Raw genomic sequence first — 26,590 nt, forward strand, 5'->3', positions numbered from 1 at the left:
GAAACACAAACGTCCGCCCGGCACCATCACACCGCACCCTCAAAAGACCAAACTCTGCTCACAGTCCCTATTCGAGGTTCGACGGCGCGCAATATGTGTCGTGAATGTTGCAGCCTTCGGCCCCGCCCTCGGCGCATTTTGCCATCGCCTCGTCCTGAGAAGCGTGCCTGCTGGAGCCGGCGCCGATCCCCATTGCGGCCTTGCTCGTCGCGCGGGCAAGCGAAACGCACATATCCGCTCCCGAAAAGGCGATCGTGCAATCGCCGGCGCCGTTCGTGCCGCATTCCGACATCGCCTTGTCGCTGGCTGCCGATTCCGAGTCCGCCTCAGCGAAGCCGACATCCTGCGTGGAACTGCTGTAGGCCACGGCGACGTTGGATTCCGCGAATGCCGCAGCAGGAAGTGCGCATATTGCCATAACCACGATCATTTCCAGAAGCTTTTTCATAGGACCCCCAAATTGAAACCGCTCAAACGCCCGACGATAACCGCGGCGATGCATCCATTCTAAAATAAATATTTACCCGCATCAAATATAAACAACGCCGATGCTGCCAGTGATTAAGGAAATAAAGTAATCAAATGTAACGAATCATAACGCGCACCGTCTGAATTTCCAACGGGATCGCCCGCGCCTCGCCCCGCTCGCCCTACCTCGGTTGCAGACTTTGACATGTCAGCTCGGACGTACATTAATGAGGGTCATCCGCGGGCCTCTTCAAATCTCGCTCAAAGGGAGCGCATCACACAATGGTTAGCCAGACACAAAACGCAGACGACGGCCCCAAAGGGATCCGCATTCTTCTCGTGGAGGATGAACGGGATCTGCGGCAAAGCTTCGCCGATTACCTGACGCTGCGCGGCAACACAGTCACGGAAGCGAGTTCCGGGCTTGAGTTTTACCGGGCATTGCGAAAACAGAAATTCGATGTCGCGATCATCGACGTCAATCTGCCCGATATCAGCGGTTTCGAGCTTGCCGGAGAACTGGCGAGGGAAACCGAAGGCATCGGCATCGTGATGCTGACCGCCCGCGCCGGGCGCGAGGATCGCATCAGCGGCTACAGCGCGGGCGCCGATCTCTATCTGACGAAACCGGTTGATGGCGACGAACTGCTTCTGGCGGTCAACAACCTGGCGCGCAGGCTCTCCGAAAAGACCTCCGTCGCCGCCGCCCCGTGGAAGCTCGACACGGTCGGCTACACGTTGACCGCACCCGATGGCACCCAGATCGAGCTCACCGGCCGGGAACTCGATTTTCTGAAACTGCTCGGCGATGCAGGCGGCAACCCGGTCAGCCGCGCGGTGCTGTCCGCCGAGCTTGGCTATGACGACCGGCCGGAGGCGCGCGGGATCGACGCGATCATTCAAAGGCTGAAGCACAAGGCCGGCGCGATCGACATGGACCTGCCGATCAAGACCATTCGCCTCGTCGGCACCAGCTTCACCGCGACAGTCGAGATCAGATAGCCTCGCTCCGCCACCCCGGCAGGTAGTTGACCGAGTCAACGCCGGTAAACCGGGCAAGGCGTGAAAGCTCGGCATCGAGCTTTTCGAAGCGGCCGGATGACGCGCGCACGCCCGGCTCCAGCCACAGTCTGCGGACATCGAGCGACGAACGCTTGCGGTCGGCCTTCATGTCGATCCGTCCGATCAGGCGATCGCCTTCGATCAGCGGAAACACGTAATAGCCATATTGCCGCTTCGCCTCCGGCACGAAAATCTCGATCCGGTAGGAAAAGCCGAACAGTCGTTCCGCCCGCGCGCGGTCGCGCAGCAGCGGATCGAACGGGCTCAGCACGCGCACGCGCGAGGGCGGTTCCGGAACGTCGAAAATCGACGGCATCTCATCGGCAAGCGCCACCGCCGCGCGCGGCCTGCCGCCATCGACCGTCTCGACCAGCACGTCGGTGAGCCGATCCGCATTGGCCTCCACCCAGTCCCTGGCCTCCTGCGGGGTGACAAGCGCGAAGAAGGCCGCGAGTTCGCCCGATGTCGCAAAGCCGAGACGGGAGAGCGCTGCACGGCAGGCCCAATCGACGAAGGCGTCGTGGTCGACTTCGCCAAGACGATATTGATCGGGGATCACCCGTTCGGCCAGATCATAGGCCTTCTGGAAATTGACCCGGTGACAGATCGCGAAATGGCCGGTACGCCAGTGATATTCCAGCGCGGTCTTGGCCGGATGCCAGTTCCACCAGCCGCCGGAAACGTGATCGTCCTGCTTCAGTTCGCGCGCGAAGATCGGACCTCTTTCGCGCACCTCCTCATATGTCTCCTCGAATGCTGTGGCAAAGCCCTCCCCCTGCCATTTGCGCCAGCGCTCCCGCAGCCGTTCCTCCTCGCGCCGGAAGCGGTGCTTCCAGTAGGGATAGAACTTCACCGGAATGAAGGAGGCGTCATGGGTCCAGTGCTCGAACAGCGCCCTGTCGCGCTCCAACAACACGCCAAGATGCTCGCGCCTGAATGTCTGGTTGCGCGAAAACAGGATCATGTCGTGGGCGCGCTCGACGGTGCGGATCGAATCCACCTGAACGAAGCCGAGTTGCTCGATGAGCTTCAAAATATCCTGCTTGCCCGTCGCACGACCGGGGTTCGCGGAAAGCCCCTGGCGGGCGAGGAAGATGCGGCGCGCATCGCCGTTTGCGATCATTTTTACCATGAGACAACGGTAGAGCGATTCGGACAAAATAAGAACAGATGTTCATTGGCAGACGTTCAGGGGCGAATATTCATGGGCAATGCGTCGAGACCGTTATGATCCCTATATCCATCCAGGAATCGAGAAGGCGGTGCACCCTGAAGCACACGATATGAAAGGTCATGTCGCGCAAGGCAACAAAAGTGTGACAAGCAATATTGCAACTAAAAGTTGCAGTCGCTACCATTGATGACGTCAAAACAACCAGGAGACATGACAATGGCAAATCAGTTTATACCGCAACCGCCCGTAATCGTAAGTGTTAAAAAGACCTCCTTCTTCGGTCAGCCCGCGGCAATCATCAGCGGGACGGAGGATCTCAGCGGTGTTCCGAGCGGTGACAGCATTGTAATTAAGATCGAAGACCTGACTGCCAGCTCAACGCTGACCAACCCTCCTGTTGCGGTAAACAGCGATGGCACCTGGAACGCGGTCGTCCCTTCCACTTCGGGCGATTCGGCCATCGCGTTTGCAATTCTGATCACGTCCACGAGCCCCGGTCCCACATCGGATCCAAGCGTGACTTTCGTTTTGCCGTAAGAATACGGGCAGATCCAGGGCGCCGATGCAATCCGGCGCCCTGCACTATCATCGCAGTCACCAATACAAAATCACGCGAGCTCTGCCTCTTGGTCCAGCCTTTAAGGCCCCATCGGAAGAGACATTCGATGACTATAAGGATGCTGGCTTTGTGTTCCAGCCGCCGCAAAACCAGGTCATCCTGCCGATCCTTCTGAACGATAACGAACCGGGGCTGAAAGCTCGCGGCGTCGCCAGGATGGAGATCGCCGAGTGCGCAAGGGAAACGCTCTCCCGGCTCGCCAGACGCCGCGCCAAGGCGCCGAAGGTGCGACAAGCAATACTGCAATCTCTGATTGTATTTGGTACTGCTGATGACGTCAAAACAATCAGGAGACATGACAATGGCAAATCAGTTTACACCGCAACCGCCCGAAATCGTAAGTATTCAAAAGACCTCCTTCGTCGGTCAGCCCGCGGCAATCATCAGCGGGACGGAGGATCTCAGCGGTGTTCCGAGCGGTCACAGCATTGGAGTTAAACTCGAAAACTTGACTGTCGGCGCATGGCTGACCTACACTCCTGTTACGGTAAACAGCGATGGCACCTGGAACGCGGTCGTCCCTTCCACTTCGGGCGATGAGGCCATCGCGTGGGCAATTGTGATGGGATACACGGGGCCCAATTCCACGTCGGATCCAAGCAAGACCTTCGTTTTGCCGTAAGAATACAGGCAGAACCAGGGCGCCGATGCAATCCGGCGCCCTGCACTATCATCGCAGTCACCAATACAAAATCATGCGAGCTCTGCCTCTTGGTCCAGCCTTTGAGGCCCTATCGAAAAAGGAATTCGATGGCTATAAGGATGCGATCTTTACCAGGGGCGTAATTTTGAAGATCGAATTCTCTGAAGCCGGCGTGAGCTTTGAGGGCCGCACGGCGCTTCATCCACTGACATTGACACTGATCGAGCGCCGTATCGGGATTATCGGGCTCAACGGTTCCGGCAAGACCACCTTCGCCCGGCTGATCAACGGCCTGACCCGGCCCACGACCGGCACCGTGACAGTCAATGGCCGCGATACGGCAACGGACGCGCAGGCGGTGATGGCGGATGCGGGCTTCGTGTTTCAGTCGCCGCAGAACCAGATCATCCTGCCGATCCTTCAGGACGATATCGAACTCGGCCTGAAGGCGCGCGGCGTTGCCAAGGCGAGGATCGGCGAGCGCGCGCTGGAGGCGCTCGCCCGGCTCGGCATCGCCCATCTCGCCAGACGCCGCGCCCACGAGCTTTCCGGCGGCGAGCTCCAGCTTGCAGCCCTCGCCGCGGTGCTCGCCACAAACCCGTCGCTCGTGATCCTCGACGAGCCGACCAACCAGCTCGACCTCCAGAACCGCCGACGCGTCGCCGATACGATCGAGGCGCTTGACGAGGATGTGATCGTCGTCTCCCATGATCTCTCGGTGCTCGGCGATTTCGAGCGGGTGCTGCTGTTCCATGAGGGACGGCTTGCCGGAGACGGCGCACCGCAAGACGTGATCGCGCAATACGAGGCGATGAACCGCTGATGCAGTCGCTCTATATCGAGGCAGATAGCATTCTCCACCGGCTGAAGCCGGGCGTGAAGGTCGGCGGCCTGATCGTGTTTTCGCTCGCCGTGTTCGTGACCGAAAACCTGCCGGTGCTCGCAGGCTTTACCGCGCTCGCCGCTTTCGTCTACTTCACCCTGCCGATGCGGCTTCGAACGGCGCTGGCGCGGCTGGTGCCGATGGGCCTCGCAATCCTGCTCGTCGGCGGCTTCAGCCTGATCGTCAACCCATGGCAGCAGGCGCTGGCATCCGTGCTCCGGCTTTCCGCGCTGATGCTGGCGGCGGCCGCCATCACCGCGGCGACCTCCGTTCCGGCCTTTATCGACACCATCACCCGCGCCGCCCGGCCGCTTGAGAAGACCGGACTGGTGCGCGCCGCCGATATCGGGCTTGCGGTCGGGCTTGTGATTCGCTTCGTCCCGGATATTCTCTCCCGCTATGGCGCGATCCGCGATGCCCACCGGGCCCGGGGCATAAGGTTTCGGCCGAGAGGCGCGATCGTGCCGCTGATCATCTTGACCTTGCGGGATGCCGACAGTATCGCCGATGCCATCGATGCCCGCGGCATTCGCGGCGAAGACAAAAGGAATGTCAAATGAACTCACGTGATCTCGTGCTTGTATCGCTGTTTGCCGCCGTGATCGTCGCGCTCGGCATGCTGCCGGCGATACCGCTGGCGTTCATTCCCGTGCCGATCACCGCGCAGACGCTCGGCGTCATGCTGGCCGGCCTGATCCTCGGGCGCAGGCGGGGTACTGCCGCCGTGCTGGTGGTGTTCGTGCTGGTTGCGATCGGCCTGCCGGTGCTTGCCGGCGGGCGCGGCGGGCTTGGCAGTTTTGCAGCTCCAACGGCGGGCTTTCTCGTCGGCTGGCTGCCGGCGGCCTATGTCGCGGGCGCGCTTGCCGAATACGCGGCGGAAACCGCAAACCCGCTGCGCCAGACCTTCGGTTTCTTCATCGCGGCCATTGCCGGCGGCGTCGTGGTCGAATATTTCTTCGGCATCGCTTGGCTTGCCTATGGCATCGGCATGGGCATTTCACCTGCGGTCGCAGGCACGATGAGCTTTGTTCCGGGCGACCTGATCAAGGCGGTTCTGGCGGCACTCGCGGCGCGCGCCGTGATGCTCGGCTATCCGCTGCTGCCGAAGAAGCTGTCCAGCGAAGGCTAGAGCATATCCAGACGGGAAACCGTCCGGCGCTCTAATCGAGAAACGAAAACAGCCAGTCCCGCGTTGCTTCCGGCAGCGGGGCCGGTTCGCCGCTCACACGATGGACCGCTGTCCACAGCAATTCGACCTCCGCGGCGATCTGATTGCCCGATTGCACCGCGACATTGAAGCCGATCGACTTGCCGCCGATCTTTGCCGCCCGCACGACCAGATCCGCGGTCTCGCCATTTCTGAGCCCGCGATAAAACGTGCAGCCGACTTTGCGCACCACATAGGCCGGTTCGTTGGCTACTTCCGGACGGTACTGCCAGAACCGCGCAAGCGCCTCTTCGGCATGCTCGATATAGGCGGCGGTGTGCATGCGCCCGTGCATGTCGATATCGCGATAGGGAACGCGAAGTTCCGTTCTTTCAGGATGAAGTTCATCCATGGGCCACACCTTCCCGGCATCAGAGGACGCCGTTACGCACGTTTTCACCGGCTTTTCGCATGGCGCAGGCCTGCTGCAACGCGGAAAAGCTCAGCGTTCTATAGAACCTTTCGATCCCAAACGCCATGATATGGTTATCTGATGGTTAGCAAGGTCACCGCTTGACTTGCAATCGCGCCGGTGAACATTACCTTGCCGGAACGAGACGCGCGCGATAATCGGCAGAGAGGGACCCAGACCATGACGGAAGCAGCAAAACCGACCGACGTGACCGGTCTCAGCTTCGAGCGCGCGGTCGAGGAACTCGAATCGATCGTCGCCCGACTGGAACGCGGCGATGTCGCGCTGGAGGAATCGATTGCGATCTATGCCCGTGGCGAAGCGCTGAAGAAGCATTGCGAAAAGCTTCTGAGCGCGGCCGAGGCAAGGGTCGAGAAAATCCGTCTCGATCGCGATGGCAAGCCGGCGGGCACAGAACCACTCGACCCGCAGTAAAGATCGGCGCAAACCGGCGCCCGGAGGATCGGAAATGTCGTTTTTTCCCGGAAAAGACCCCGAATTCGGCGACGCCGCAAGCTGCAATGACGTCACCCAGCTGATCATTCCGCGCACCAGCGATATCGGCGGCTTCGAGGTGCGGCGCGCGCTGCCGACGATCAAGCGCCGGCTCGTCGGTCCTTTCATCTTCTTCGACCGCATGGGCCCTGCCCGTTTCGGTGGCCATGGCGAAGCGCTCGACGTCAAGCCGCATCCCCATATCGGCCTTTCCACCGTCACCTACCTCACCTCCGGCGAGATCGGCCATCGCGACACGCTCGGCAACCACACCGTCATTCGCCCCGGCGACGTCAACCTGATGACGGCGGGGCGCGGCATCGTCCACTCCGAGCGCACGCCCGACGATCTGCGCCTGCGCCCGCATGCGCTGTCCGGCGTCCAGACCTGGCTCGCCCTGCCGGAACATGACGAGGAGATCGATCCGAGCTTCGGGCATACCGAGAAGAACGCGCTTCCGACCATTTCTGATACCGGCGTCAGCGGGCGGCTCGTGCTCGGCCATTTCTGCGGCATGAAGGCCGATGTGAAGACCTTCACCGATACGCTGCTGGCCGATATCGCCTTGCGCCCCGGCGCCCGGCTATCCTTTCCCGCGGAGCATGAGGAACGGGCGATCTATATCCTCGAAGGCCAGTTGAGCGTTGCCGGCGACGTTTTCGACGCCGAGCAATTGCTGGTACTTGCCCCCAACGATCCGATCACAATCGGAGGAGCGGGGGAACACGGATGCCGCCTCATGTTTTTTGGTGGTGAGGCGCTGGAAAAGCCGCGCCATATCTGGTGGAATTTCGTGTCGTCCTCGAAGGAGCGCATAGAACAGGCAAAGGAAGACTGGCGACAGGGCCGCTTCGGGCTGGTGCCGGGAGACGAACAGGAATTTGTTCCTTTGCCGGAACGCTGAAATTCGCTAGAAACGATTTAGAACGTCGGGCGAAAAAGTGGTTACCGGTTTTTCGTTAACCCGACGCGTCAAAATAAGGAATCTGGAGCATCGGGCGATGCCAACCAATCGCCCGATGCTCTGGAAGAAAACGACGCCCCTTCGGGCGTATGAGGCTCGCATCGTGACGCTACCGTCAAAAACCTCCATTCTCGACCGGATCAGTCTGCCCGCGGACCTTCGTGAAATCCACGACCGCGACCTGCCGCAGCTTGCCGACGAGGTGCGCGCGGAGATGATCTCATCGGTGTCGCGCACCGGCGGACATCTCGGCGCCGGTCTCGGCGTGGTCGAGCTGACGATCGCGATCCACAAGGTGTTCAACACCCCGGACGACCGGCTGATCTTCGATGTCGGCCACCAGTGCTATCCGCACAAGATCCTGACGGGACGGCGCGAGCGGATGACGACGCTGCGCCAGGAAAACGGCATTTCCGGCTTTACCCGGCGGGCCGAAAGCGAATACGATCCCTTCGGCGCCGGCCATTCCTCCACCTCGATTTCCGCCGGCCTCGGCATGGCGGTCGCCTCGAAGCTTCAGGACCGGCCGCGCAACGTCATCTCCGTCATCGGCGACGGCGCGATGTCGGCCGGCATGGCCTATGAGGCGCTCAACAATGCCGGCGCGCTCGGCGCGCGCCAGATCGTGATCCTCAACGACAACGACATGTCGATTGCAAGGCCGACCGGGGCGATGAGCGCCTATCTGGCGCGGCTCGCCTCCGGCAAGACCTATCTCGAAGTTCGCGATTTCGGAAAGCGGCTGACCTCCTATCTCGGCAAGTCGATCGACCGCGCGATCTCGCGCGCCGTCGGCCATGCCCGTGGATACGTCACCGGCGGCACCATGTTCGAGGAGTTAGGCTTCTACCATATCGGCCCGATCGACGGTCATTCCTTCGACCATCTCCTGCCGGTGCTGCGCAACGCCCGCGACAATGCCCGCGGCCCGGTGCTGATCCATGTCGTGACCCAGAAGGGCAAGGGCTATGCGCCTGCCGAAGCCGCCGCCGACAAGTGCCACGCCGTCAGCCGTTTCGATGTGGTGACCGGCCATCAGGCGAAATCGAAGCCCAATGCGCCGAGCTACACCTCCGTGTTCGCCAGGGCGCTGATCGAGGAAGCCCGCAACGACAAGGATGTGGTGGCGATCACCGCCGCCATGCCGTCGGGCACCGGTCTCGACAAGTTCGAGGAGATTTACCCAAGTCGGATTTTCGACGTCGGCATTGCCGAGCAGCACGCCGTGACCTTTGCCGCCGGCCTTGCAAGCGAGGGCATCAAGCCGTTCTGCGCGCTCTATTCGACGTTCCTGCAGCGCGGTTACGACCAGGTGGTCCACGATGTCGCGATCCAGGGCCTGCCGGTACGTTTCCCGATCGACCGCGCCGGTTTCGTCGGCGCCGACGGGCCGACCCATGCGGGGTCCTTCGACACCACCTATCTCGCCACCCTGCCCGGTTTCGTGGTGATGGCCGCCGGCGACGAACTCGAACTGATGCATATGGTGCGCACCGCCGCCGCCTATGACGAGGGTCCGATCTCGTTCCGCTATCCGCGCGGCGAAGGCACCGGCGTGACGCTGCCGGAACGCGGCGAGATTCTCGAAATCGGCAAGGGTCGGATCATTTCCGAGGGCTCGAAGGTGGCGCTCTTGTCCTTCGGCACCCGGCTCGGGGAATGTCGCGAGGCGGCGACGGTTCTGAACGCCGCAGGGCTTTCGACCACGGTCGCCGATGCCCGTTTCGCCAAGCCGCTCGACCACGCCCTGATCCGCCAGCTCGCCGCCCATCACGAAGTGCTGGTGACGATCGAGGAAGGTGCCGTCGGCGGGTTCGGCGCCCATGTGGTCCAGTTCCTCGCCAATGAGGGCCTGCTCGACCACGGCCTCAGGGTGCGCCAGATGGTTCTTCCCGATATCTGGATGGAACAGGCCAGGCCCGAGGATATGTATGCGAAGGCCGGCCTCAACCGCGACGGGATCGTGGAAACCGTGTTCCGCGCGCTTGGCCGCCACGGCATTTCAACCGGCACGGTCGGCTAGTGTCTGTCAGGTTCAAATCGAACCAGACAGACACTAGATTTATTTGTTTTCGTTTGTCTTTTCGTTTCGGATGAACGAAAAACCGGCTTCCACTTTTTCGCCCGACGCCCTGACGGCTTGCGCCAGCCGCCAAAACCGTCCATGGAGCGGCCATGACCGCGCCCGTCACCCCCATGCGTCTCGACCAGTTGCTGGTCGCGCTCAACCGTTTCGAAACCCGCTCGCGGGCCCGCGATGCGATTGCGCGCGGGGCGGTGACGGTGAACGGGAAGAAGGCGGCAAAGCCCGGCATGACCGTCAGCCCCGACGCCCTGATCGAAATCGACGACCCAGCCGAACATTATGTTTCGCGCGCCGCGCTGAAACTGGCGGCAGCACTCGATCATTTTGCATTGTCGCCGGCGGGCGCGCATGTGCTCGATATCGGCGCCTCGACCGGCGGTTTCACGCAGGTGCTGCTGGAGCGCGGCGCAGGTCACGTCACCGCGATCGATGTGGGACATGGCCAGATGGCGGGCCGGATCTCCGATGATCCCCGGGTCACGAATATCGAGGGGCTGAATGCCCGATACCTGACCCGCGACGATATCGCCGAGGGGTCGGTGCAATGGGTGGTTTCCGATGTCTCGTTCATCTCGCTCAGGCTGGCGCTGCCGCCGGCGTTGGAACTTGCCGAACCGGGCGCGGTCTGTATCTTGCTGGTCAAGCCGCAATTCGAGGCCGGCAAGGACAATATCGGCAAGAAGGGGCTGCTGAAGGACGCAGCGCTCGGTCCACAGATTGCCGCCGAGCTTGAAAGATGGCTCACCGGGGACATTGGCTGGCAAAGCCTCGGCATTACGCCCTCGCCGATCGAGGGCGGCGACGGCAACCGCGAATTTCTGCTCGCCGGACGCAAACCCGGCAAAAAAGAGGAATAAAATCCCATGGCGGCCGAAACCGTGACCATCGAAAAGCTGGGCGCAAAGGGCGATGGCATCGTATCCACGCCCGACGGCCCGGTCTTCGTGCCGTTCGCATTGCCCGGAGAGCGCATCACCATCGCGCGGCACAAATCCTCCGGCACAATGCTCGCGCTGCTGGAACCGGCGGCCGAGCGCGTGGCGCCCGCCTGCCGGCATTTCGGCCCGGACGGCAAGAACGGCACCTGCGGCGGATGTACCCTCCAGCATCTGGCCGCCGCCCCCTATCAGGCCTTCAAGCGCCAGGTGGTAATCGACGCGCTTGCAGCCAACGGCCTCGACTGTCCGGTCGACCCTTTGGTCACGGCCGCGCCCGGCCAGCGCCGCAGAGCGACCTTTTCCGCGCGCCGGACCGAAGGCAGGATCGTGCTCGGCTTTTCCAGCCCGGAAAGCCATCACATCGTCGAAATCGAGGAATGTCCGGTGCTGTCGCCGGCGCTGTTTTCGCGCCTGCCGGCCCTGCGCCTACTGGCCGGCATTCTGGCAACCGGCACAGACCCCTTCCGGATCGCCGTGCTTGACACCGAAACCGGCCTCGATATCGGTTTTTCAGGGCTCAAGCCGCCATCCGAAAAGCGCCGCCAGGCCGCGACCCGCGCGGTCATCGCGGTCAAGGGCATTGCCCGCCTGACCTATGAGGACGAGATCATTGTCGAACCGGTGCGCCCTGTCCTCGACATTGCCGGAACCAAGGTCAATCCGCCGCCCTCGGGCTTCGCTCAGGCAACCCTTGAGGCAGAGGAGGTGATGGCGGGGCTGGTGGCGAAGCATCTGAAAAGCGCCCGTCACGTCGCCGATCTCTTCAGCGGTTACGGCACCTTCGCCCTGCGGCTGGCCGCAAAATCCAAGGTTCACGCGGTCGAATTCGACGCGCCTGCCCTTGCCGCGCTCGATGTCGCCGTGCGCAACCGCCAGGGACTGAAGGCTGTGACGAGCGAGCGACGCGACCTGTTCCGCCGCCCGCTGCTGCCGCGCGAGCTTGCAGGCTTCGACGGCGCGGTGTTCGATCCGCCACGCGCGGGCGCGCGCGAACAGGCTGAAGAGCTTGCCCGCTCCAAGGTCGCGAAGATCGCCGCGGTTTCGTGCAATCCCGCCACCCTTGGCCGGGATCTGCGGCTACTCGTCGACGGCGGTTACCGGATCGAGCGGGTCATCCCGATCGACCAGTTTCTCTGGTCCTCTCACGTGGAAGCGATAGCGCTTCTCAGTCGGGTCAGATAAACCAAAACCCCGGCGGAAAATCCGTCGGGGGTCAGTTTGTTGACAAAGCCTGCCTCATTCTCCGCCGTCATGCTCGGGCCTGTCCCGAGCATCTAAGCACGTATCAACACGACAAGCGTCTCGGACGAAAAGACAATTCAACTACACAGTCCATTACGAAACGCCAACGCCGCTCGTGCGGAACGGTGGTTAGATCCTCGGCACAAGGCCGAGGATGACGTCCGTAAAAAAGGATAGGTTTGTCAGCAGTCCGACCCCGGCGGAAAACCGCCGGGGTCTCGATCATCCTGCCGGACAAACTCAGTAGTAGGGCGACAGGCACTGCTGGCGCGGCCCGTTATAAGGCTGGAAGGTGTTGTCGTAGCTCCGGTAGGAGCGATAACGGTTATCGCACCAGGCATAATGCTTGGGGTTCAGCCCGTTGGTCTGCTGCGGACGGTTGTTGTTTCCGGCAGCAATCGCCCCGCCGATGATCAGCGCGCCGGCGCCGAAAATGGCGAGCGGCACCCAGGAATCATTGTTGTCATCCCAGCCCCAGTTCGGGCCCGGAGGCGGCGGACGACGACCGCCATGGTGGTAGTTGCCGCCACGATTACCGTAGCCGTTGTAATAGCCGCCGCGATTGCCGTAATTGTTGTTGTTGCGGCCGCCATTATAAGCCTGGTGCCGGTTGCGATCCCAGCCCCGGCCATCGACCAGTTCGATATTCGAGCTGGCGACGCCCGTCGGGTTCATGGAGATCGGCATGGACTGTGCCGGCAGAGCGCTCGCCGCGACCACGGCGGATGCAATCGCTGCTGCGACCGTTTTTCTTGCCATATTCAACATCTGCTACTCCCGTTGTTGTTCGCAATACCGAAACCGATGGGTTCCGTTGCTGACTGTGACCACCATAAAACCTGCCACCTGAACTCAGCATTAACGGCTTGTTTAGTGATCGATAAACGTTTGAAACCGACGGGAGGTTCAAAAGAATATGCGCTGGCTAGCCGATCTCCAGCGTCCGGATAAGGTCGTTCTCCAGGGTAAAGGCATAGTCGAGATCGACCGGGCTGCCGGGGAAATTGCCCGCGACATGCGCGGTGACGACGTGCCTGCCACTATCGGTTCTGGCGGCGACCGGCGTGCTGGTGTACTGATATTCGCTGGCTGTCCTTGCCTTCCATGCGGCGATCGCCGCCCTTCCGGTGTGGGTCTTGCCCTCGTCGCGCACGGTGGCATCTTCGGCAAAGCACTGCTTTATGGCATCGGTATCGCCGGCATCGGCGGCCAGGTAGGCGGCGATCGGTTTCGGTAGGTCGAGCATGGTGGTTTCCTCGTCTGCTGGTTTCATTGCGCGCCGGGGAAATGTGGTCTAATCTGAAAAAATGACAAGTACGAACGAAAAAGTTGGGTACTCACCCGAAAGTAAGCATGAACACACGCGCGAATCTGCGGCTGAGGGCGTGGAAGCCGCGCTGCGTTTTCTGGAAGGTCGATGGAAACTGGTGATCCTGTTCCACCTGTTCGGCGGCACGGTGATGCGGTTTTCGGAGCTGGAAAGGGCGATCCCGGAGGTTTCGCAGAAAATGCTGATCCAGCAGCTTCGCGCGCTGGAGACCGACGGCATTGTGCGCCGGGTGGTCTATCCCGAGGTGCCGCCAAGGGTGGAATATCGCCTCACCGACTGGGGGCAGGCGCTTTGCCCCGCGCTCGACGCGCTTTTGACCTGGGCGGGGCAGAAGCCCGAATTTCGTAGCCCGTGACGCATTGATGCGCCACGGGCCAATGATCAGATTTCGCTCTGGCTGGTCACAATGCGCGAGACCAGGCCGTATTCGATCGCTTCCTCGGCCGAAAGCCAGTAATCGCGGTCGATATCCTTGGCGATCTTTTCCTCCGACTGACCGGTGGCCTTCGAGAAAATCCTGATCAGCCGCTCGTTCATCTTGATGATCTCGCGGGCCTGGATCTCGATATCGGAAGCCGGGCCGCGGGTGCCGCCGGAGGGCTGGTGCAGCAGGAAACGGGTATTGGGCAGGCAGATGCGATCTTCCTTCGGCGCTGCCGCAAAGATCAATGCGCCGGCGGAAGCGACCCAGCCCGAGCCGATCATGATCACCTTCGGCTTGATGAACTTGACCAGATCGTGGACCGAATCGCCCGATTCGACATGACCACCCGGCGAGTTCACGAAGACGCGGATATCCTCGTCGGAAACGGCGGCCATTGCGACAAGCTGCGAGCACACGCGCTGAGCGAGTTCCTGCGTGATCGGGCCATAGATGAAGATCGAGCGCGATTTGAACAGGTTGGCTTCCGCCTCCTTGCCCAGAGGCAGTTCGGTCGTCTTGTCGTCGTCTTCTTCGCTCATCGGTATCTCCAAGAATCAGGGAACTGCCAACCGACTTAATGCGAATATACGGCTATTACAATGTCTGACGGGCTTGTGGCCCCGAGCCGCCCGAGAAAACGCCTGCGCATGTCGGGGGCAAACCCCGGCCCTCACGTTCTCATTCGATCCGGACCCGCACGCCGTGGGCCTTCACCCCTTCCGGCTCGACATGGATGGCAAGCGAGGAGCCGGGGATCGCCGTCTTGATCGCACCTTCCAACCGGTCGCAGATGTCATGCGCCTCGCCAACGGTCATGTCGGCGCTCACCACCAGATGGAAATCGATGAAGGCGGCGGAACCCGCCCTGCGGGTGCGCAGGTCGTGGACATCGGAGGAGCCGGCGGCATTGTCGGCGATCGCCCGGCGGAGGGCTTCCGCCTCGTCCGGCGGGAGCGCCGTGTCCATCAGCCCGCCGACTGATTCGCTGATCAGCGTCCACCCGGCGTAGAGAATGTGGGCGGCGACCGCAAGCGCGATCAGCGGATCGAAGATCGCATAGCCGGTTGCAAGCGCCAGCCCGAGCCCGATCACCACGCCGATCGAGGTGACGACATCGGTGCGGATATGCTTGCCGTCGGCGACAAGCGCCGGCGAGCGCGCCGCGCGCCCGGCGCGGATCAGCACATAGGCCCAGACGCCGTTGATAAGACTTGCCACCACATTGACGCCAAGGCCGAGATAGATGTCGTCCGGCATGGTGGGATGAAGCATCTCGGCGGCTGCTTCCCTGAAGATCAGAAGCGCCGCCACGACGATCGCGACGCCCTCGACAACAGCGGAAATATACTCGGCCTTGTGATGACCGAACTGGTGATCGTGATCGGCAGGCTTGGAGGCATAGACGATGGCGATGAAGGCCGCGATCGAGGCGACCACATTGACGATCGATTCCAGCGCGTCAGAAAGAAGGGCGACCGAGCCGGTCAGATGCCAGGCAGCAAGCTTGATCGCGAGCACGAGCAGCGACAGCGGGATTGTGGCAAAGGCAAGCTTCCGGGGCATGCTTTTTCCGTGGGCATGGCCTGTGCTCATTGCGCTCTCCCCGTGGCGTTCACAATCGTTCGGGAAACCGGGCGGCTTCCTTCATGACGATTTAAAATTGCAGAATGTAGGCGTGTACCCGAGATTAACGGCGGTCAAATGCAAAGCGGGCCGGAGAGGCCCGCTTTGCATTGCTACTCAATCACGATCTTGTCCGCAAGCCTCAGCCGACAGCTTTCCGGCCTGTAACATCGGCATGAACGACCAATTTGCCGACGACATTCTCGATGATGCGCATGCCGGCATCGCCGCCGAGCGTCATGATCGATTCAGGATGGAACTGAACGGCGGCTACCGGCTCGCTGACATGCTCGATGCCCATGATGATGCCGTCATCGGTCTCGGCGGAAATCGTGAAATCGGTCGGCAGCGCCACCGCATCGGCAAAGATCGAGTGGTAGCGCCCGACGGTGATCTCGTTGGGCAGGCCATCGAACAGCCGGCCATGTTCGAGGATGCGGATGCGCGAGGGCTTGCCATGCATCGGCACGGCCAGTTGCCTGAGCGTGCCGCCATAGGCTTCCGCCAGCGCCTGCAGGCCCAGGCAGACGCCGAAGATCGGCAGGTTGCGCGCCCGCGCCTTCCTGATCGTCGCCTTGCAGTCGAAATCCTTCGGGGTTCCCGGACCGGGCGACAGCACCACGAGATCGGGCGCGACCCGGTCGAACGTCTCCTCGGCCACCGGCGACCTCACGGTCGCGACCTCCGCGCCGGTCTGGCGGAAATAATTGGCGAGGGTGTGAACGAAACTGTCCTCATGATCGACCAGCAGGATCTTGAGGCCCTTGCCGACCTTCTCGACGGTGCGCACGGCGGGCGCGCGTTTTTCCGCGTCCGCCTCGCGGATCGCGGCAAGCATGGCTGAAGCCTTCAATTCGGTCTCCGCTTCTTCCTCATGGGGATCGGAATCGTAGAGCAGGGTCGCCCCGGCGCGCACCTCGGCAACGCCCTGCTTGACCCTGATGGTGCGCAATGTCAGCCCCGTATTCATGTCGCCGTTGAAGCCGACCATGCCGATCGCGCCGCCATACCAGGCGCGCGGGCTCTTCTCGTTGCTCTCGATGAAGCGCATCGCCCAGAGCTTCGGCGCACCGGTGACGGTCACCGCCCAGGCGTGGCTCAAAAACGCATCGAAGGCATCCATGCCTTCTCTGAGCCGGCCCTCGATATGGTCGACGGTGTGGATCAGCCGCGAATACATCTCGATCTGACGCCGGCCGATGACCTTGACCGAGCCCGGTTCGCAGACGCGGCTCTTGTCGTTGCGGTCGACATCCGAGCACATCGTCAGTTCGGATTCGTCCTTCTGCGAATTGAGCAGTTTCAGGATCTGCTGGCTGTCGGCAATCGGGTCCTCGCCGCGCTTGATGGTGCCGGAAATCGGGCAGGTCTCGACCCGGCGGCCGGTGATGCGCACGAACATTTCCGGCGAGGCGCCGATCAGATATTCCTGATTGCCGAGATTGATGAAGAACGAATAGGGCGAGGGATTGGTGGCCTTCAGTCGCTTCGAAATCGCCGAGGGCTGGCTTGCGCAACGCTCCATGAACTGCTGGCCCGGCACCACTTCGAACAGGTCGCCGCGCACGAAGCTTTCCTTGGCCCGCGTCACGAGCCCGGCATATTCGCCTGGCCGGTGATCGCTTTTCGGCGGCACGCTGTTGGACGGGCGGAACGGATCGGGCTCGATCTCGCCATCCCTGCCATCGGTCGTGACGCCGTCCTTTTCAAAATCATAGCGGTCGATCCAGGCCTTGGCGGCATGGTTGTCGACCATCAGCACCTCGTCGGGCAGGAACAGCACCATGTCGCGCTGGTCTTGCGGGCGTTCGAGTTTCAGCGCGACGGCGTCGAACTGGAAGGCGAGGTCGTAGCCGAACGCGCCGTAAAGGCCGAGGCTCGCATCCTCGTCGGAATGGAACAGATCGGCGATCGCGCGCAGCACGGTGAAAACGGTCGGCGCCTTGGAGCGCTCCTCCTCGGTGAACTGCCGGTCGGGCTCGGCCACCTTGAGATCGATGCGACGGGCCTCCCGGGACAGAACGGTCACGGCGTCGAGCGTTTCCAGCGCCGGCAGCATCAGGTCGAGCAGCGCCTCCCCCCGGCCGTTGAAGGCCTCGAGCCAGACGTTGCGGCCATTGCAGGAGATCGCCACCGGCGGATCGATGACGGCGGTGTCCCAGCGGGTGTAGCGGCCCGGATACTCGTAATTGGAGGACAGCACCGCGCCGCGCCGCGAATCGAGACGCTCGATATAGCTCGATATCGCGTCGTCATAGGGCACGAAACGCCGTGTGCGGGTAATTGTCACGCCGCCTCTGGTCAGATAGCTCTCGCCGCCATCGGGCCGTTCATGAAGGCTCATTTTCCTGCTCCACCTCGGTAATGCGGCGTTTTTCCCGCATTCTGGTCATCTTAAGCCCTTGCAAAGACGGCCCAAAACAAAAAAGCCGCCTCGTTTGAGGGCGGCTTCGTCAGATCAACTGAACATGCGTGATCGCGGCCGCCGTTAGCGAGCCCACCACCAGTTTGCAATGTTGTTCATCGTGATCGTCATGCAGGTTTTGTACCGTAACCGCAAAGCGCTGGCAAGCGGGAAGTCGGCTGCCGCCCCGGTCCCGACTTTCAAACGCGTTGGACCGCTCAGGCCAGCCTGCCGTGGCAATGCTTGAACTTCAGACCCGAACCGCAGGGGCACGGCTCGTTACGGCCGGTGTTTTTCCACTCCGCGGGCATGGTCGCGGCATCGCCGGAAGCGACCTGCTCGCCGGCCATCTCGTCTTCGCCGGTAGCCGGATCGATGTGGCTGGCGCGCACCTGCGCGGGGTTGATTTCCTGTCGCGGCGGCGGCGGAGCCTCGCGCACGAGCTGGACGCGCGAAAGCTGCGAGACCGCGACTTCGCGCATACCGCCAAGCAAGACCCTGAAAAGCTCGAATGCCTCGGCCTTGTATTCCTGTAGCGGATCGCGCTGGGCATAACCGCGGAAGCCGATGACGGACCGCAGATGGTCGAGATTGACGATATGCTCGCGCCACAGATGGTCCAGCGCCTGCATGGTGACCTGGCGCTCGACATATTTCAGCACGTCCGGCCCGAACTGCTCGGCCTGTTTGGCGCGATTGGCCTCGATCTGCCTGGCGGCCTCGTTGATGCGCTCTTCGATTTCCGGCTCGGCAATGCCGTCTTCCTCGGCCCATTTTTCAATCGGCAGGTCGAGGTTGAGGATGCGCAGGCAATCTTCCTTGAGGCCAGCGACATCCCACTGCTCGGCATAGGCGCGCTCGGGAATACGGGCCTTGACGGCCTTTTCGACCACTTCCTCGCGCATTTCCCTGGCGATTTCGGAAATTTCCTCCGAATCCATCAGCTCCTTGCGCTGGTCGAACACGACCTTGCGCTGGTCGTTGATGACGTCGTCGTATTTCAGCAGGTTCTTGCGAATATCGAAGTTGCGGGCCTCGACCTTCTTCTGCGCGCGTTCCAGCGCCTTGTTGATCCATGGATGGACGATCGCCTCGCCTTCCTTCAGGCCGAGCTTGGTGAGCATGCTCTCCATCCGGTCGGAACCGAAGATGCGCATCAGGTCGTCCTGAAGCGAGAGATAGAATTTCGAGCGGCCGGGGTCGCCCTGACGGCCGGAACGGCCGCGCAGCTGATTGTCGATGCGGCGGCTTTCATGGCGTTCGGTGGCAATCACGTAGAGGCCGCCGGCGGTAAGCGCCTGCTCCTTCAGCCGCGCGACATCGGCGCGGATTTCCTTTTCCCGCGCCTCGCGTTCGGGACCCGGCGGGGTAAACTTGCGGGCGACTTCCACCCGCTCGCCCTGCTCATTGGTCACGATCTCGGTGCCCGGCTCGGTATCGCCAAGCTCGGCCTCGATCCGCATTTCCAGATTGCCGCCAAGCTGGATGTCGGTACCGCGACCGGCCATGTTGGTGGCGATGGTCAGCGCGCCCGGCACGCCGGCCTGCGAGATGATGAAGGCTTCCTGTTCGTGGTAGCGCGCGTTCAGAACGGCGAAATCATCGATGCCGTCCTTCTTGAGAGCGGCGGCCAGAAGCTCGGATTTCTCGATCGAGGTGGTGCCCACCAGAACCGGCTGGCCCTTGGCCTTGGCTTCCTTGATCTCCTCGACGATGGCGAGATATTTTTCCTGCACCGTCAGGTAGACCTCGTCGTCCTCGTCAATGCGCGCGATCGGCATATTGGTCGGCACTTCGACCACGTCGAGGCCGTAGATATTGGCAAATTCCTCCGCTTCCGTCGCGGCCGTGCCGGTCATGCCGGCGAGCTTGTCGTACATGCGGAAATAATTCTGGAAGGTGATCGAGGCGAGCGTCTGGTTTTCCGGCTGGATCTTGACGTTTTCCTTGGCCTCGAGCGCCTGATGCTGGCCATCGGAATAGCGCCTGCCCGGCATCATGCGCCCGGTAAACTCGTCGATGATCACGACCTCGCCGTCACGGACGATATAGTCCTTGTCGCGCGAAAACAGCTTGTGGGCTTTCAGCGCATTATTGAGGTGGTGGACGATGGCGACGTTCTCGATATCGTAAAGCGACGCGCCCTTCATCATGCCGTTTTCGGTCAGGAGCTGCTCCAGCTTTTCCATGCCGTCTTCGGAGAAGTTGGCCGAGCGCTGCTTTTCATCGAGCTCGTAATCGCCATCGTTCAGCATCGGGATGATCTTGTCCATCGACACGTAAAGATCGGAGCGGTCATCGAGCGGGCCGGAGATGATCAGCGGCGTGCGTGCCTCATCGACCAGGATCGAGTCCACTTCGTCGACGATGGCGAAATTGTGCCCGCGCTGCACCATTTCGGCGCGCTGCATCTTCATGTTGTCGCGAAGGTAGTCGAAGCCGAGTTCGTTATTGGTGGCATAGGTGATATCGGCGGTATAGGCCTCTTTGCGCTGGCGGTCGTCGAGACCGTGATGGATCACGCCGGTTGTCATCCCGAGAAAGCCGTAGAGCTTGCCCATATGCTCGCTGTCGCGCCGCGCCAGATAGTCATTGACGGTGACAACGTGAACGCCCTTGCCGGCAAGCGCGTTGAGATAGACCGGAAGGGTCGCGACCAGGGTCTTGCCTTCGCCGGTCTTCATCTCGGCGATCGAATTTTCATGCAGGATCATGCCGCCGATGAGCTGGACATCGAAAGGCCTGAGGCCGAGAACCCGCTTTGAAGCTTCGCGCACCACCGCGAAAGCCTCGACGAGAATGTCGTCCAGCGTCTTGCCGTCCGCGAGTTGCTTCTTGAATTCTTCGGTCTTGGCCTCCAGGGCCTCATCCGAAAGGGCCGAAATCTGCTCTTCCATCGCATTGATCGCGACGACGCGGGGTCTGTAGGCACGGACGCGGCGCTCGTTGGCCGAACCGAACAATTTGCGGGCTACGCCACCGAGTGAGACCATTTCAATAGCTCTTTCCGAAAGTTGTCATATTTAAACTCTATGCAGCGCCCTGTTCGCATCGTATGCGCGCCGGACGTCTATCGACGCTGGCTTGGCAGACAGATAAGAGGGGGGTCAGGCTATGTCAACGTCAAAGGCCGCGCGACAATGGCGGGAAACCGGCGGAAAACCGGTCCGCATTCAGCCTGGCTTCATATTAAAAAGTGGAAAGGTTGCAACGCAACACACCGTTTTGCGTTGACGGATAAAGCAGCGCCCACCACATTCCCGGGCATTCATCGGCGCATAACGACGGGCCGCAACGACTACGTTCAAACAAACGAAAAGGTGAACTCATGCAGAAAAGAACCCTGGCAGCCGCAGCGCTGCTCGCAACGACCGTCAGCTTTGCCGCGCCGGTGTTCGCGCAGGACACCGATGCCGGCCAGACCGTGGTCGCGACCGTCGATGGCACGCCGATCACTCAGGAAGAGCTTCAGGATACGGTCGATCAGTTCAAGGGCCAGTTCGGCCAGATGCCCGAAGACCAGATGCGCGCGATCGCGCTTTCAAGCCTGGTTGACATGAAGCTGATTTCGGACGCCGCCAAGGATGAGGGCCTCGACCAGACCGATGCGTTCAAGACCCGGATGGAGCATCTGGAACAGCAGGAACTCTACAACGCCTATTTCGACCAGATGATCAATGCACAGATCACCGACGACATGCTCAAGGCGCGCTATGATGAGGAGATCGCCAAGGCGCCGAAGACGGAAGAGGTCCATGCCCGCCATATCCTCGTCGACAACGAGGAAGAAGCCAACGAGATCATCAAGGAGCTCGACAACGGCGCCGATTTCGCCGAACTGGCCAAGGAGCATTCCACCGGCCCGAGCGGTCCTGACGGCGGCGATCTCGGCTATTTCACCAAGGGCCAGATGGTGCCGGCATTCGAGGATGCGGCCTTCGCGCTGGAACCCGGCAAATATACCGAAACCCCGGTCAAGTCCGATTTCGGCTATCATGTCATCGAGGTCGAGGACAAGCGCGAGAAGCCGCCGGTTCCCTTCGACCAGATCAAGCCGCAACTCCAGCAGCTCGTCGCCGGCGAGAAATACAACGAGGCCGTCAACGCGCTGAAGGGCGACGATACGGTGGTCATCGAAGATAAGGACTTGCAAGCAAGCTACGACGCCGTCAATAAAATGCAGCAGCAATAAAAACTTCCGGCCCGCATCATCGCGGGCCGGTGCTTTATCCGGCCGGAGCGGCCCCGCCGCCCGGCCCAGAAGAGGGTCATCATGTCGACTGCCGTATCTCCGCTCGCGCCCAGGTCCCTGCCCCCCATGCCCGTCATCGACGGCGTGCGCCTTTCAACCGCCAGCGCGGGGATCAAGTACAAGGGCCGCACCGATGTGATGATGATGATCTTCGACGAGCCGACTGCTGTCGCCGGCGTTTTCACCCGCTCCAGATGCCCCTCCGCCCCGGTCGATTTCTGCCGCGCCAATCTCGGCAACGGCACGGCCAGGGTTCTGGTGGTCAATTCCGGCAATGCCAATGCCTTTACCGGCAAGAAAGGCAGCGAGGCGACCGCGCTGACGGCGAAAACGGCCGCCGAAGCCGCAAGCTGCGGCACGGGCGATGTCTACCTCGCCTCCACCGGCGTGATCGGCGAGCCGCTGGACGCCTCCAAATTTGCCGGTGTGCTGGCCGGCATGGCCGCTGAAGCCAAACCTGATTTCTGGCAGGACGCGGCAAAAGCGATCATGACCACCGACACCTATCCCAAGGTCGCAACCCGCGGCGCGACGATCGACGGCATCGCCGTGACGCTCAACGGCATGGCCAAGGGCGCCGGCATGATCGCTCCCGACATGGCGACCATGCTCTCCTTCATCGCAACCGACGCGGCCATCTCCGCGCCGGCGCTGCAGGCGCTGCTTTCCGAAGGCGTCGGCGAAAGCTTCAATGCGATCACCATCGACAGCGACACCTCGACCTCGGACACCGTTCTGGTGTTCGCCACCGGCAAGGCCCCCGGTCAGGACCCCGTCACCGACGCCAATGATCCCCGCCTCGACGATTTCCGCGCCGCCCTTCACGCCCTGATGAAGGACCTCGCGCTCCAGATCGTCCGCGATGGCGAGGGCGCGCGCAAGATGGTGACCGTCAACGTCACCGGCGCCGAGAGCAATCGCGCCGCCTTCGAGATCGCCCGCTCGATCGCCAATTCGCCGCTGGTCAAGACCGCCGTTGCCGGCGAGGACGCCAATTGGGGCCGCGTGGTCATGGCCGTCGGCAAGGCCGGCGAGAAGGCGGACCGCGACCGGCTCGCGATCTGGTTCGGCGATATCCGCGTGGCCTTCGAGGGCGAACGCGATCCGGACTACTCGGAAGACCACGCCTCCGCCGTGATGCGGCAGGACGAGATCACGATCCGCGCCGATCTCGGGATCGGGGACGGTCAGGCAACGGTCTACACCTGCGACCTGACCAAGGAATATGTGGCCATCAACGGCGATTACCGAAGCTGAGCGCGCTTCCGCGTTGCCGCAGCGCAACACAGAGCGCCTCAAAAGAGGCTCCGTGTTTACAGCCAAACCTCCCCACTCTAATCCTTTGATTTAACGCAAGTCCGGACGAGAACCGGTCGCCGCTTTTTGCCGGGCTTGCGATAGATGCACCAAAACGGATCGTCACAGAATCGGAATAATCTTGAACGTTGATCTTCCGCTTGTCCGTCGACTGGAAGCCATGGGACTGCGCGCATGGCCGGCAAAGAATGTGCTTTACGATGGCGCCTGGCAGCTTCGGGTAACGGCCGGCCATCCATCAAAGCGGCTGAACAGCCTGTCGGTGCTGGACCGGTCCGATATCGCCGATATGGAAATCCGGCTGGAAAAGGCAAGACGCCATTATGCCGCCTTCGGCCGCCCGCTGCTGATCCGCGAAACCCCGCTGACGCCGGCCGCGATCGGCGAATATCTCGCCTCGGAAGGCGCGGAAACCTTTGACGAAAGCCTGGTGATGACCGTGGATCTTCAGCAGTTTCAGGCCGCGGACGCGGTCGAACTGTTGCCGAGCCAGGATGTCGGCCGCTTCGTCGATGCATCGCTTGCGATCAACCCGGTCAAAGGCCTCACCAAGGCCGGGCTTGCCGAGGTGGTGACCGCCATCAAGCCCGCCCACGGCCTGTTCATCCGCGAGAGCGCGCAAGGCAAGGCCTATGCGGCGGGGCTTGCGGTGCATGATTTCGACATGGCCGGCATCGAGGCATTTGCCGTTGCCGCCGGCGCCCGCAGACAAGGCCATGGCCGCAAGCTTGCCGCAGCCATGCTGCGCTGGGCCAAGGGTCGGGGCGCGCGCATGGCGTGGCTTCAGGTTACGGCGAAAAACGCAGCCGCGATCGCGCTTTATCAGGGTTTTGGATTCACCGAGGCCTATCGCTACCGGTACTGGCGGGAACAACAATGACGGATGATCGCTCCATGAGAATGCTTCTGGTCGCAGCCTGCGCGCTGATCGACACCGACGGACGGATATTGCTGGCGCAGCGCCCGGCGGGGAAGTCGCTTGCGGGCCTGTGGGAATTTCCCGGCGGCAAGGTCGAACCGGGCGAGACGCCCGAGGCCTGCCTGATCCGCGAGCTCGAAGAAGAACTCGGCATCACCACCAAGGTGGCCTGCCTCGCGCCGCTGACCTTCGCCAGCCACAGCTATGACGATTTCCATCTGCTGATGCCGTTGTTCGTCTGCCGCCGCTATCAGGGCATTCCAGCGGGCCAGGAAGGACAGGCAATCAAATGGGTCCGCGCCAAAGACCTGCGCGACTACCCGATGCCGCCCGCCGACGAACCGCTGATCCCGATCCTGCAGGACTTGCTGTGAGGCCTACCGCTTCAGCCTGATCTCTTCCGTGTTCAGCGCATCGGCAAGGCGGGCCTTGGCGGAGCCCGGCTTCAGCGGTTTCTGCTGGCTTTCGTGCGGGCTCCATCCCGAAACGTGGATGATCGAGAAACTGGCGCGGATGCGACCGTCCGGATCGGCGTAGCGCTCGGCGTAAAGTTCGGCGGCGCGCAGGAAAAACCGGCGGCTGACCGGCTTTTCGGAGCGTCCCAGAAGCGGATTGGCCATGCCCATCGCCCTGAGATCTGCCATCAGCGAAAACAGCGTGTCATAGCGCACCGTATAGGTTTCCTGATCGACCACCGGCAGGGTGAAGCCGGCGCGCTGCAGCAGGCCGCCGATATCGCGGACATCGGCAAACGGGATCACCCGCGGGCTCGCGCCGCCATAGATCTCGATTTCAGCGGCAAGCAGACAATCGCGCAGTTCGGCGAGCGTGCCGCTGCCGGGAATGGCCGCCAGAAACAGGCCATCTGGTTTCAAGGCCCTGCGGATCTGGATGAAATAGCCGGGCAGGTCGTTGATGAGATGGGCGGCAAGCGGCGACAGCGCGAGGTTCAGCGATTGATCCTCAAGCCCCGGCAGTTCGAGCGGCGCAAGCGTAAGCCGCTCTCCCTCGCCCGCAAAACCCGCATCGGTCTCGACGCGCGCCATCTCGCCCACCTTGCCGGAGGCGCGGGCGGCAGCGGCCACGATGCCGGTGACGCCATGCAACTCGACCGCCTTGTCGAAACGGCGCTCGACCACGGCCAGCCGGTCCGCCATTTCCTCGGCCACGATATCAAGCAGGAAATCGGCGCCCTTCTGGCCCTTCTGAAAGGCGCGCAGACGGTTTTTCGCCACGCGGGCCGTATCGAAAACCTGTTCCATGACTGAATGTCCTTTCCCGGCGGATCGGCCTCGAAATGCATCTTAAAGCACGCTACTGTCAAGAACATGGACGCGCCCGAACCATCGCTTCTCAAAATCCTTGCCGCCCGCTCCGAGGCGATGGCGCTCGACGCGCTCAATGCTCTCGGCAATCTGGTGTATCCGCCGGTCTGCGCCTCCTGCGGGCGCAATACCGGTTCGCATCGCGCGCTGTGCATGACCTGCTGGAGCGATATACGCTTTATCGAGCGACCGTTCTGCGCGGTGCTCGGCACCCCGTTTTCGCATGATCTCGGCGAGGGTATCCTGAGCGCCGAGGCGATCGCCCATCCGCCGGATTTCGACCGGCTGCGTTCGGCGGCGTTCTATTCCGGCACGGTGCGCAATCTGGTCCATGCGCTGAAATACCGCGACAACACCCATCTGGCGGTGATGATGGCGAACTGGATGCTGCGCGCCGAAGACGGCATGGTCAGGGAATGCGACGGCATTGCCGCCGTGCCGCTGCATCCGACCCGGATGATGGCGCGCCGCTTCAACCAGTCGGCCGAGCTTGCCCGCCATCTCGCGCGCCTTTCCAGCAAGCCGTTCCTGCCGGGACTTATCCGGCGCAGGAAGCGCACCATCCAGCAGGTCGGCCTCACACGGGCCGCCCGCGAGGACAATGTGCGCGGCGCATTCGTGCTCGCCCCGCACAGCGAGGATATGGTGTTCGGCAGGCGCATCCTGCTTGTCGACGACGTCTACACCACAGGCGCCACGGTTTCGGCGGCGGCGCGTCTGTTGAAACGCCACGGCACCGCCGATGTCAGCATTTTGACCTTTGCACGCGTGCTTGATGAAACTATATGAAGGCCTGTCAGGCT

At 62.0% G+C, this 26,590-nt stretch carries 27 protein-coding genes; 17 read left to right on the plus strand and 10 right to left on the minus strand.

Going from position 1 to position 26,590, the window contains the following annotated elements; genetic code table 11:
- Positions 1 to 67: 67 nt before the first annotated feature.
- On the minus strand, positions 68 to 448 hold the full coding sequence (locus tag HQ843_RS22310; RefSeq protein WP_246710195.1) for a DUF4189 domain-containing protein: 381 nt from the start codon (positions 446 to 448) through the stop codon (positions 68 to 70).
- 302 nt (positions 449 to 750) lie between these two features.
- Here HQ843_RS22310 and HQ843_RS22315 point away from each other — a divergent pair, with 302 nt between their 5' ends.
- Positions 751 to 1,470, plus strand: coding sequence for a response regulator transcription factor (locus HQ843_RS22315; RefSeq protein ID WP_180901138.1), 720 nt, complete (start codon positions 751 to 753; stop codon positions 1,468 to 1,470).
- Here the strand turns inward: HQ843_RS22315 and HQ843_RS22320 are convergent.
- On the minus strand, positions 1,463 to 2,662 hold the full coding sequence (locus HQ843_RS22320) for a winged helix-turn-helix domain-containing protein (RefSeq protein ID WP_180901137.1): 1,200 nt from the start codon (positions 2,660 to 2,662) through the stop codon (positions 1,463 to 1,465). The two genes, HQ843_RS22315 and HQ843_RS22320, sit on opposite strands and share 8 nt — an antisense overlap.
- 258 nt (positions 2,663 to 2,920) lie before the next feature.
- Here HQ843_RS22320 and HQ843_RS22325 point away from each other — a divergent pair, with 258 nt between their 5' ends.
- The 5 genes from HQ843_RS22325 (at position 2,921) to HQ843_RS22345 (ending at position 5,978) form a co-directional block, all read left to right on the plus strand.
- The gene (locus tag HQ843_RS22325; protein WP_180901136.1) at positions 2,921 to 3,241 is read left to right on the plus strand and encodes a hypothetical protein; all 321 of its coding nucleotides are present in this window, start codon (positions 2,921 to 2,923) and stop codon (positions 3,239 to 3,241) included.
- Between the two features lie 383 nt (positions 3,242 to 3,624).
- Complete coding sequence (locus tag HQ843_RS22330) at positions 3,625 to 3,945, plus strand: hypothetical protein (RefSeq protein ID WP_180901135.1); 321 nt, start codon at positions 3,625 to 3,627, stop codon at positions 3,943 to 3,945.
- 166 nt (positions 3,946 to 4,111) lie between these two features.
- Entirely contained in the window at positions 4,112 to 4,789 is a 678-nt protein-coding gene (locus tag HQ843_RS22335) for an energy-coupling factor ABC transporter ATP-binding protein (protein ID WP_180901134.1), read from the plus strand.
- On the plus strand, positions 4,789 to 5,409 hold the full coding sequence (locus HQ843_RS22340) for an energy-coupling factor transporter transmembrane component T family protein (protein ID WP_180901133.1): 621 nt from the start codon (positions 4,789 to 4,791) through the stop codon (positions 5,407 to 5,409). Before HQ843_RS22335 ends, HQ843_RS22340 begins: the two co-directional genes overlap by 1 nt.
- Positions 5,406 to 5,978: a biotin transporter BioY gene (locus tag HQ843_RS22345; protein WP_180901132.1), complete on the plus strand. Its 573-nt coding sequence runs from the start codon at positions 5,406 to 5,408 to the stop codon at positions 5,976 to 5,978. The genes HQ843_RS22340 and HQ843_RS22345 overlap by 4 nt, the downstream gene beginning before the upstream one ends.
- A 31-nt stretch (positions 5,979 to 6,009) precedes the next feature.
- Here HQ843_RS22345 and HQ843_RS22350 read toward each other — a convergent pair whose 3' ends face one another.
- Positions 6,010 to 6,408: an acyl-CoA thioesterase gene (locus tag HQ843_RS22350; RefSeq protein ID WP_180901131.1), complete on the minus strand. Its 399-nt coding sequence runs from the start codon at positions 6,406 to 6,408 to the stop codon at positions 6,010 to 6,012.
- A gap of 240 nt (positions 6,409 to 6,648) precedes the next feature.
- Between HQ843_RS22350 and HQ843_RS22355 the strand changes: the two genes are divergently transcribed.
- The 5 genes from HQ843_RS22355 (at position 6,649) to HQ843_RS22375 (ending at position 12,133) form a co-directional block, all read left to right on the plus strand.
- Positions 6,649 to 6,903 carry an exodeoxyribonuclease VII small subunit gene (locus HQ843_RS22355; RefSeq protein ID WP_180901130.1) on the plus strand — a complete coding sequence of 85 codons (255 nt, stop codon included), beginning with the start codon at positions 6,649 to 6,651 and terminating at the stop codon, positions 6,901 to 6,903.
- Between the two features lie 34 nt (positions 6,904 to 6,937).
- Positions 6,938 to 7,867, plus strand: coding sequence for a pirin family protein (locus HQ843_RS22360; RefSeq protein ID WP_180901129.1), 930 nt, complete (start codon positions 6,938 to 6,940; stop codon positions 7,865 to 7,867).
- 163 nt (positions 7,868 to 8,030) lie between these two features.
- Positions 8,031 to 9,950 carry a 1-deoxy-D-xylulose-5-phosphate synthase gene (gene dxs, locus HQ843_RS22365; RefSeq protein ID WP_180902073.1) on the plus strand — a complete coding sequence of 640 codons (1,920 nt, stop codon included), beginning with the start codon at positions 8,031 to 8,033 and terminating at the stop codon, positions 9,948 to 9,950.
- A 152-nt stretch (positions 9,951 to 10,102) separates the two neighbouring features.
- Positions 10,103 to 10,870 (plus strand): TlyA family RNA methyltransferase, encoded by a 768-nt coding sequence (locus HQ843_RS22370; protein WP_246710196.1) that lies wholly within the window; start codon positions 10,103 to 10,105, stop codon positions 10,868 to 10,870.
- Between the two features lie 6 nt (positions 10,871 to 10,876).
- Complete coding sequence (locus HQ843_RS22375) at positions 10,877 to 12,133, plus strand: class I SAM-dependent RNA methyltransferase (protein WP_180901128.1); 1,257 nt, start codon at positions 10,877 to 10,879, stop codon at positions 12,131 to 12,133.
- Positions 12,134 to 12,433: 300 nt separating this feature from the next.
- Here HQ843_RS22375 and HQ843_RS22380 read toward each other — a convergent pair whose 3' ends face one another.
- Together HQ843_RS22380 and HQ843_RS22385 are read right to left on the minus strand one after the other, a co-directional pair.
- Positions 12,434 to 12,952 (minus strand): BA14K family protein, encoded by a 519-nt coding sequence (locus HQ843_RS22380; RefSeq protein ID WP_180901127.1) that lies wholly within the window; start codon positions 12,950 to 12,952, stop codon positions 12,434 to 12,436.
- A 166-nt stretch (positions 12,953 to 13,118) separates the two neighbouring features.
- Positions 13,119 to 13,439 (minus strand): nuclear transport factor 2 family protein, encoded by a 321-nt coding sequence (locus tag HQ843_RS22385; protein WP_180901126.1) that lies wholly within the window; start codon positions 13,437 to 13,439, stop codon positions 13,119 to 13,121.
- 61 nt (positions 13,440 to 13,500) lie between these two features.
- On the opposite strand from HQ843_RS22385, the gene HQ843_RS22390 reads away from it, so the two are divergent.
- Positions 13,501 to 13,878, plus strand: a complete 378-nt coding sequence (locus HQ843_RS22390) for a winged helix-turn-helix transcriptional regulator (protein WP_180901125.1) — start codon at positions 13,501 to 13,503, stop codon at positions 13,876 to 13,878.
- Between the two features lie 26 nt (positions 13,879 to 13,904).
- Here the strand turns inward: HQ843_RS22390 and HQ843_RS22395 are convergent, their stop codons facing one another.
- The 4 genes from HQ843_RS22395 to secA all read right to left on the minus strand — a co-directional run bounded on the left by HQ843_RS22395 (position 13,905) and on the right by secA (position 20,967).
- Complete coding sequence (locus tag HQ843_RS22395; protein WP_180901124.1) at positions 13,905 to 14,486, minus strand: ATP-dependent Clp protease proteolytic subunit; 582 nt, start codon at positions 14,484 to 14,486, stop codon at positions 13,905 to 13,907.
- 139 nt (positions 14,487 to 14,625) lie between these two features.
- Entirely contained in the window at positions 14,626 to 15,540 is a 915-nt protein-coding gene (locus tag HQ843_RS22400; protein ID WP_246710197.1) for a cation diffusion facilitator family transporter, read from the minus strand.
- Positions 15,541 to 15,712: 172 nt separating this feature from the next.
- Positions 15,713 to 17,914 carry an anthranilate synthase gene (locus HQ843_RS22405; RefSeq protein ID WP_180901123.1) on the minus strand — a complete coding sequence of 734 codons (2,202 nt, stop codon included), beginning with the start codon at positions 17,912 to 17,914 and terminating at the stop codon, positions 15,713 to 15,715.
- A gap of 278 nt (positions 17,915 to 18,192) precedes the next feature.
- Positions 18,193 to 20,967 (minus strand): preprotein translocase subunit SecA, encoded by a 2,775-nt coding sequence (secA, locus tag HQ843_RS22410; protein ID WP_180901122.1) that lies wholly within the window; start codon positions 20,965 to 20,967, stop codon positions 18,193 to 18,195.
- 335 nt (positions 20,968 to 21,302) lie between these two features.
- Between secA and HQ843_RS22415 the strand changes: the two genes are divergently transcribed.
- The 4 genes from HQ843_RS22415 to mutT all read left to right on the plus strand — a co-directional run bounded on the left by HQ843_RS22415 (position 21,303) and on the right by mutT (position 24,836).
- Positions 21,303 to 22,166, plus strand: coding sequence for a peptidylprolyl isomerase (locus HQ843_RS22415; protein WP_180901121.1), 864 nt, complete (start codon positions 21,303 to 21,305; stop codon positions 22,164 to 22,166).
- Positions 22,167 to 22,247: 81 nt separating this feature from the next.
- A complete protein-coding gene (gene argJ, locus HQ843_RS22420) occupies positions 22,248 to 23,483 on the plus strand; it encodes a bifunctional glutamate N-acetyltransferase/amino-acid acetyltransferase ArgJ (protein WP_180901120.1) in 1,236 nt (411 codons plus the stop codon).
- 181 nt (positions 23,484 to 23,664) lie between these two features.
- Entirely contained in the window at positions 23,665 to 24,423 is a 759-nt protein-coding gene (locus tag HQ843_RS22425) for a GNAT family N-acetyltransferase (protein WP_180901119.1), read from the plus strand.
- 14 nt (positions 24,424 to 24,437) lie between these two features.
- Positions 24,438 to 24,836 (plus strand): 8-oxo-dGTP diphosphatase MutT, encoded by a 399-nt coding sequence (mutT, locus tag HQ843_RS22430; protein ID WP_371822121.1) that lies wholly within the window; start codon positions 24,438 to 24,440, stop codon positions 24,834 to 24,836.
- A 3-nt stretch (positions 24,837 to 24,839) separates the two neighbouring features.
- Here mutT and HQ843_RS22435 read toward each other — a convergent pair whose 3' ends face one another.
- On the minus strand, positions 24,840 to 25,724 hold the full coding sequence (locus HQ843_RS22435; RefSeq protein WP_180901117.1) for a methyltransferase domain-containing protein: 885 nt from the start codon (positions 25,722 to 25,724) through the stop codon (positions 24,840 to 24,842).
- Between the two features lie 120 nt (positions 25,725 to 25,844).
- On the opposite strand from HQ843_RS22435, the gene HQ843_RS22440 reads away from it, so the two are divergent.
- Complete coding sequence (locus HQ843_RS22440) at positions 25,845 to 26,576, plus strand: ComF family protein (RefSeq protein ID WP_246710448.1); 732 nt, start codon at positions 25,845 to 25,847, stop codon at positions 26,574 to 26,576.
- Positions 26,577 to 26,590 lie beyond the last annotated feature (14 nt).

The organism is Martelella sp. NC20, assembly GCF_013459645.1.
GTDB lineage: Bacteria > Pseudomonadota > Alphaproteobacteria > Rhizobiales > Rhizobiaceae > Martelella.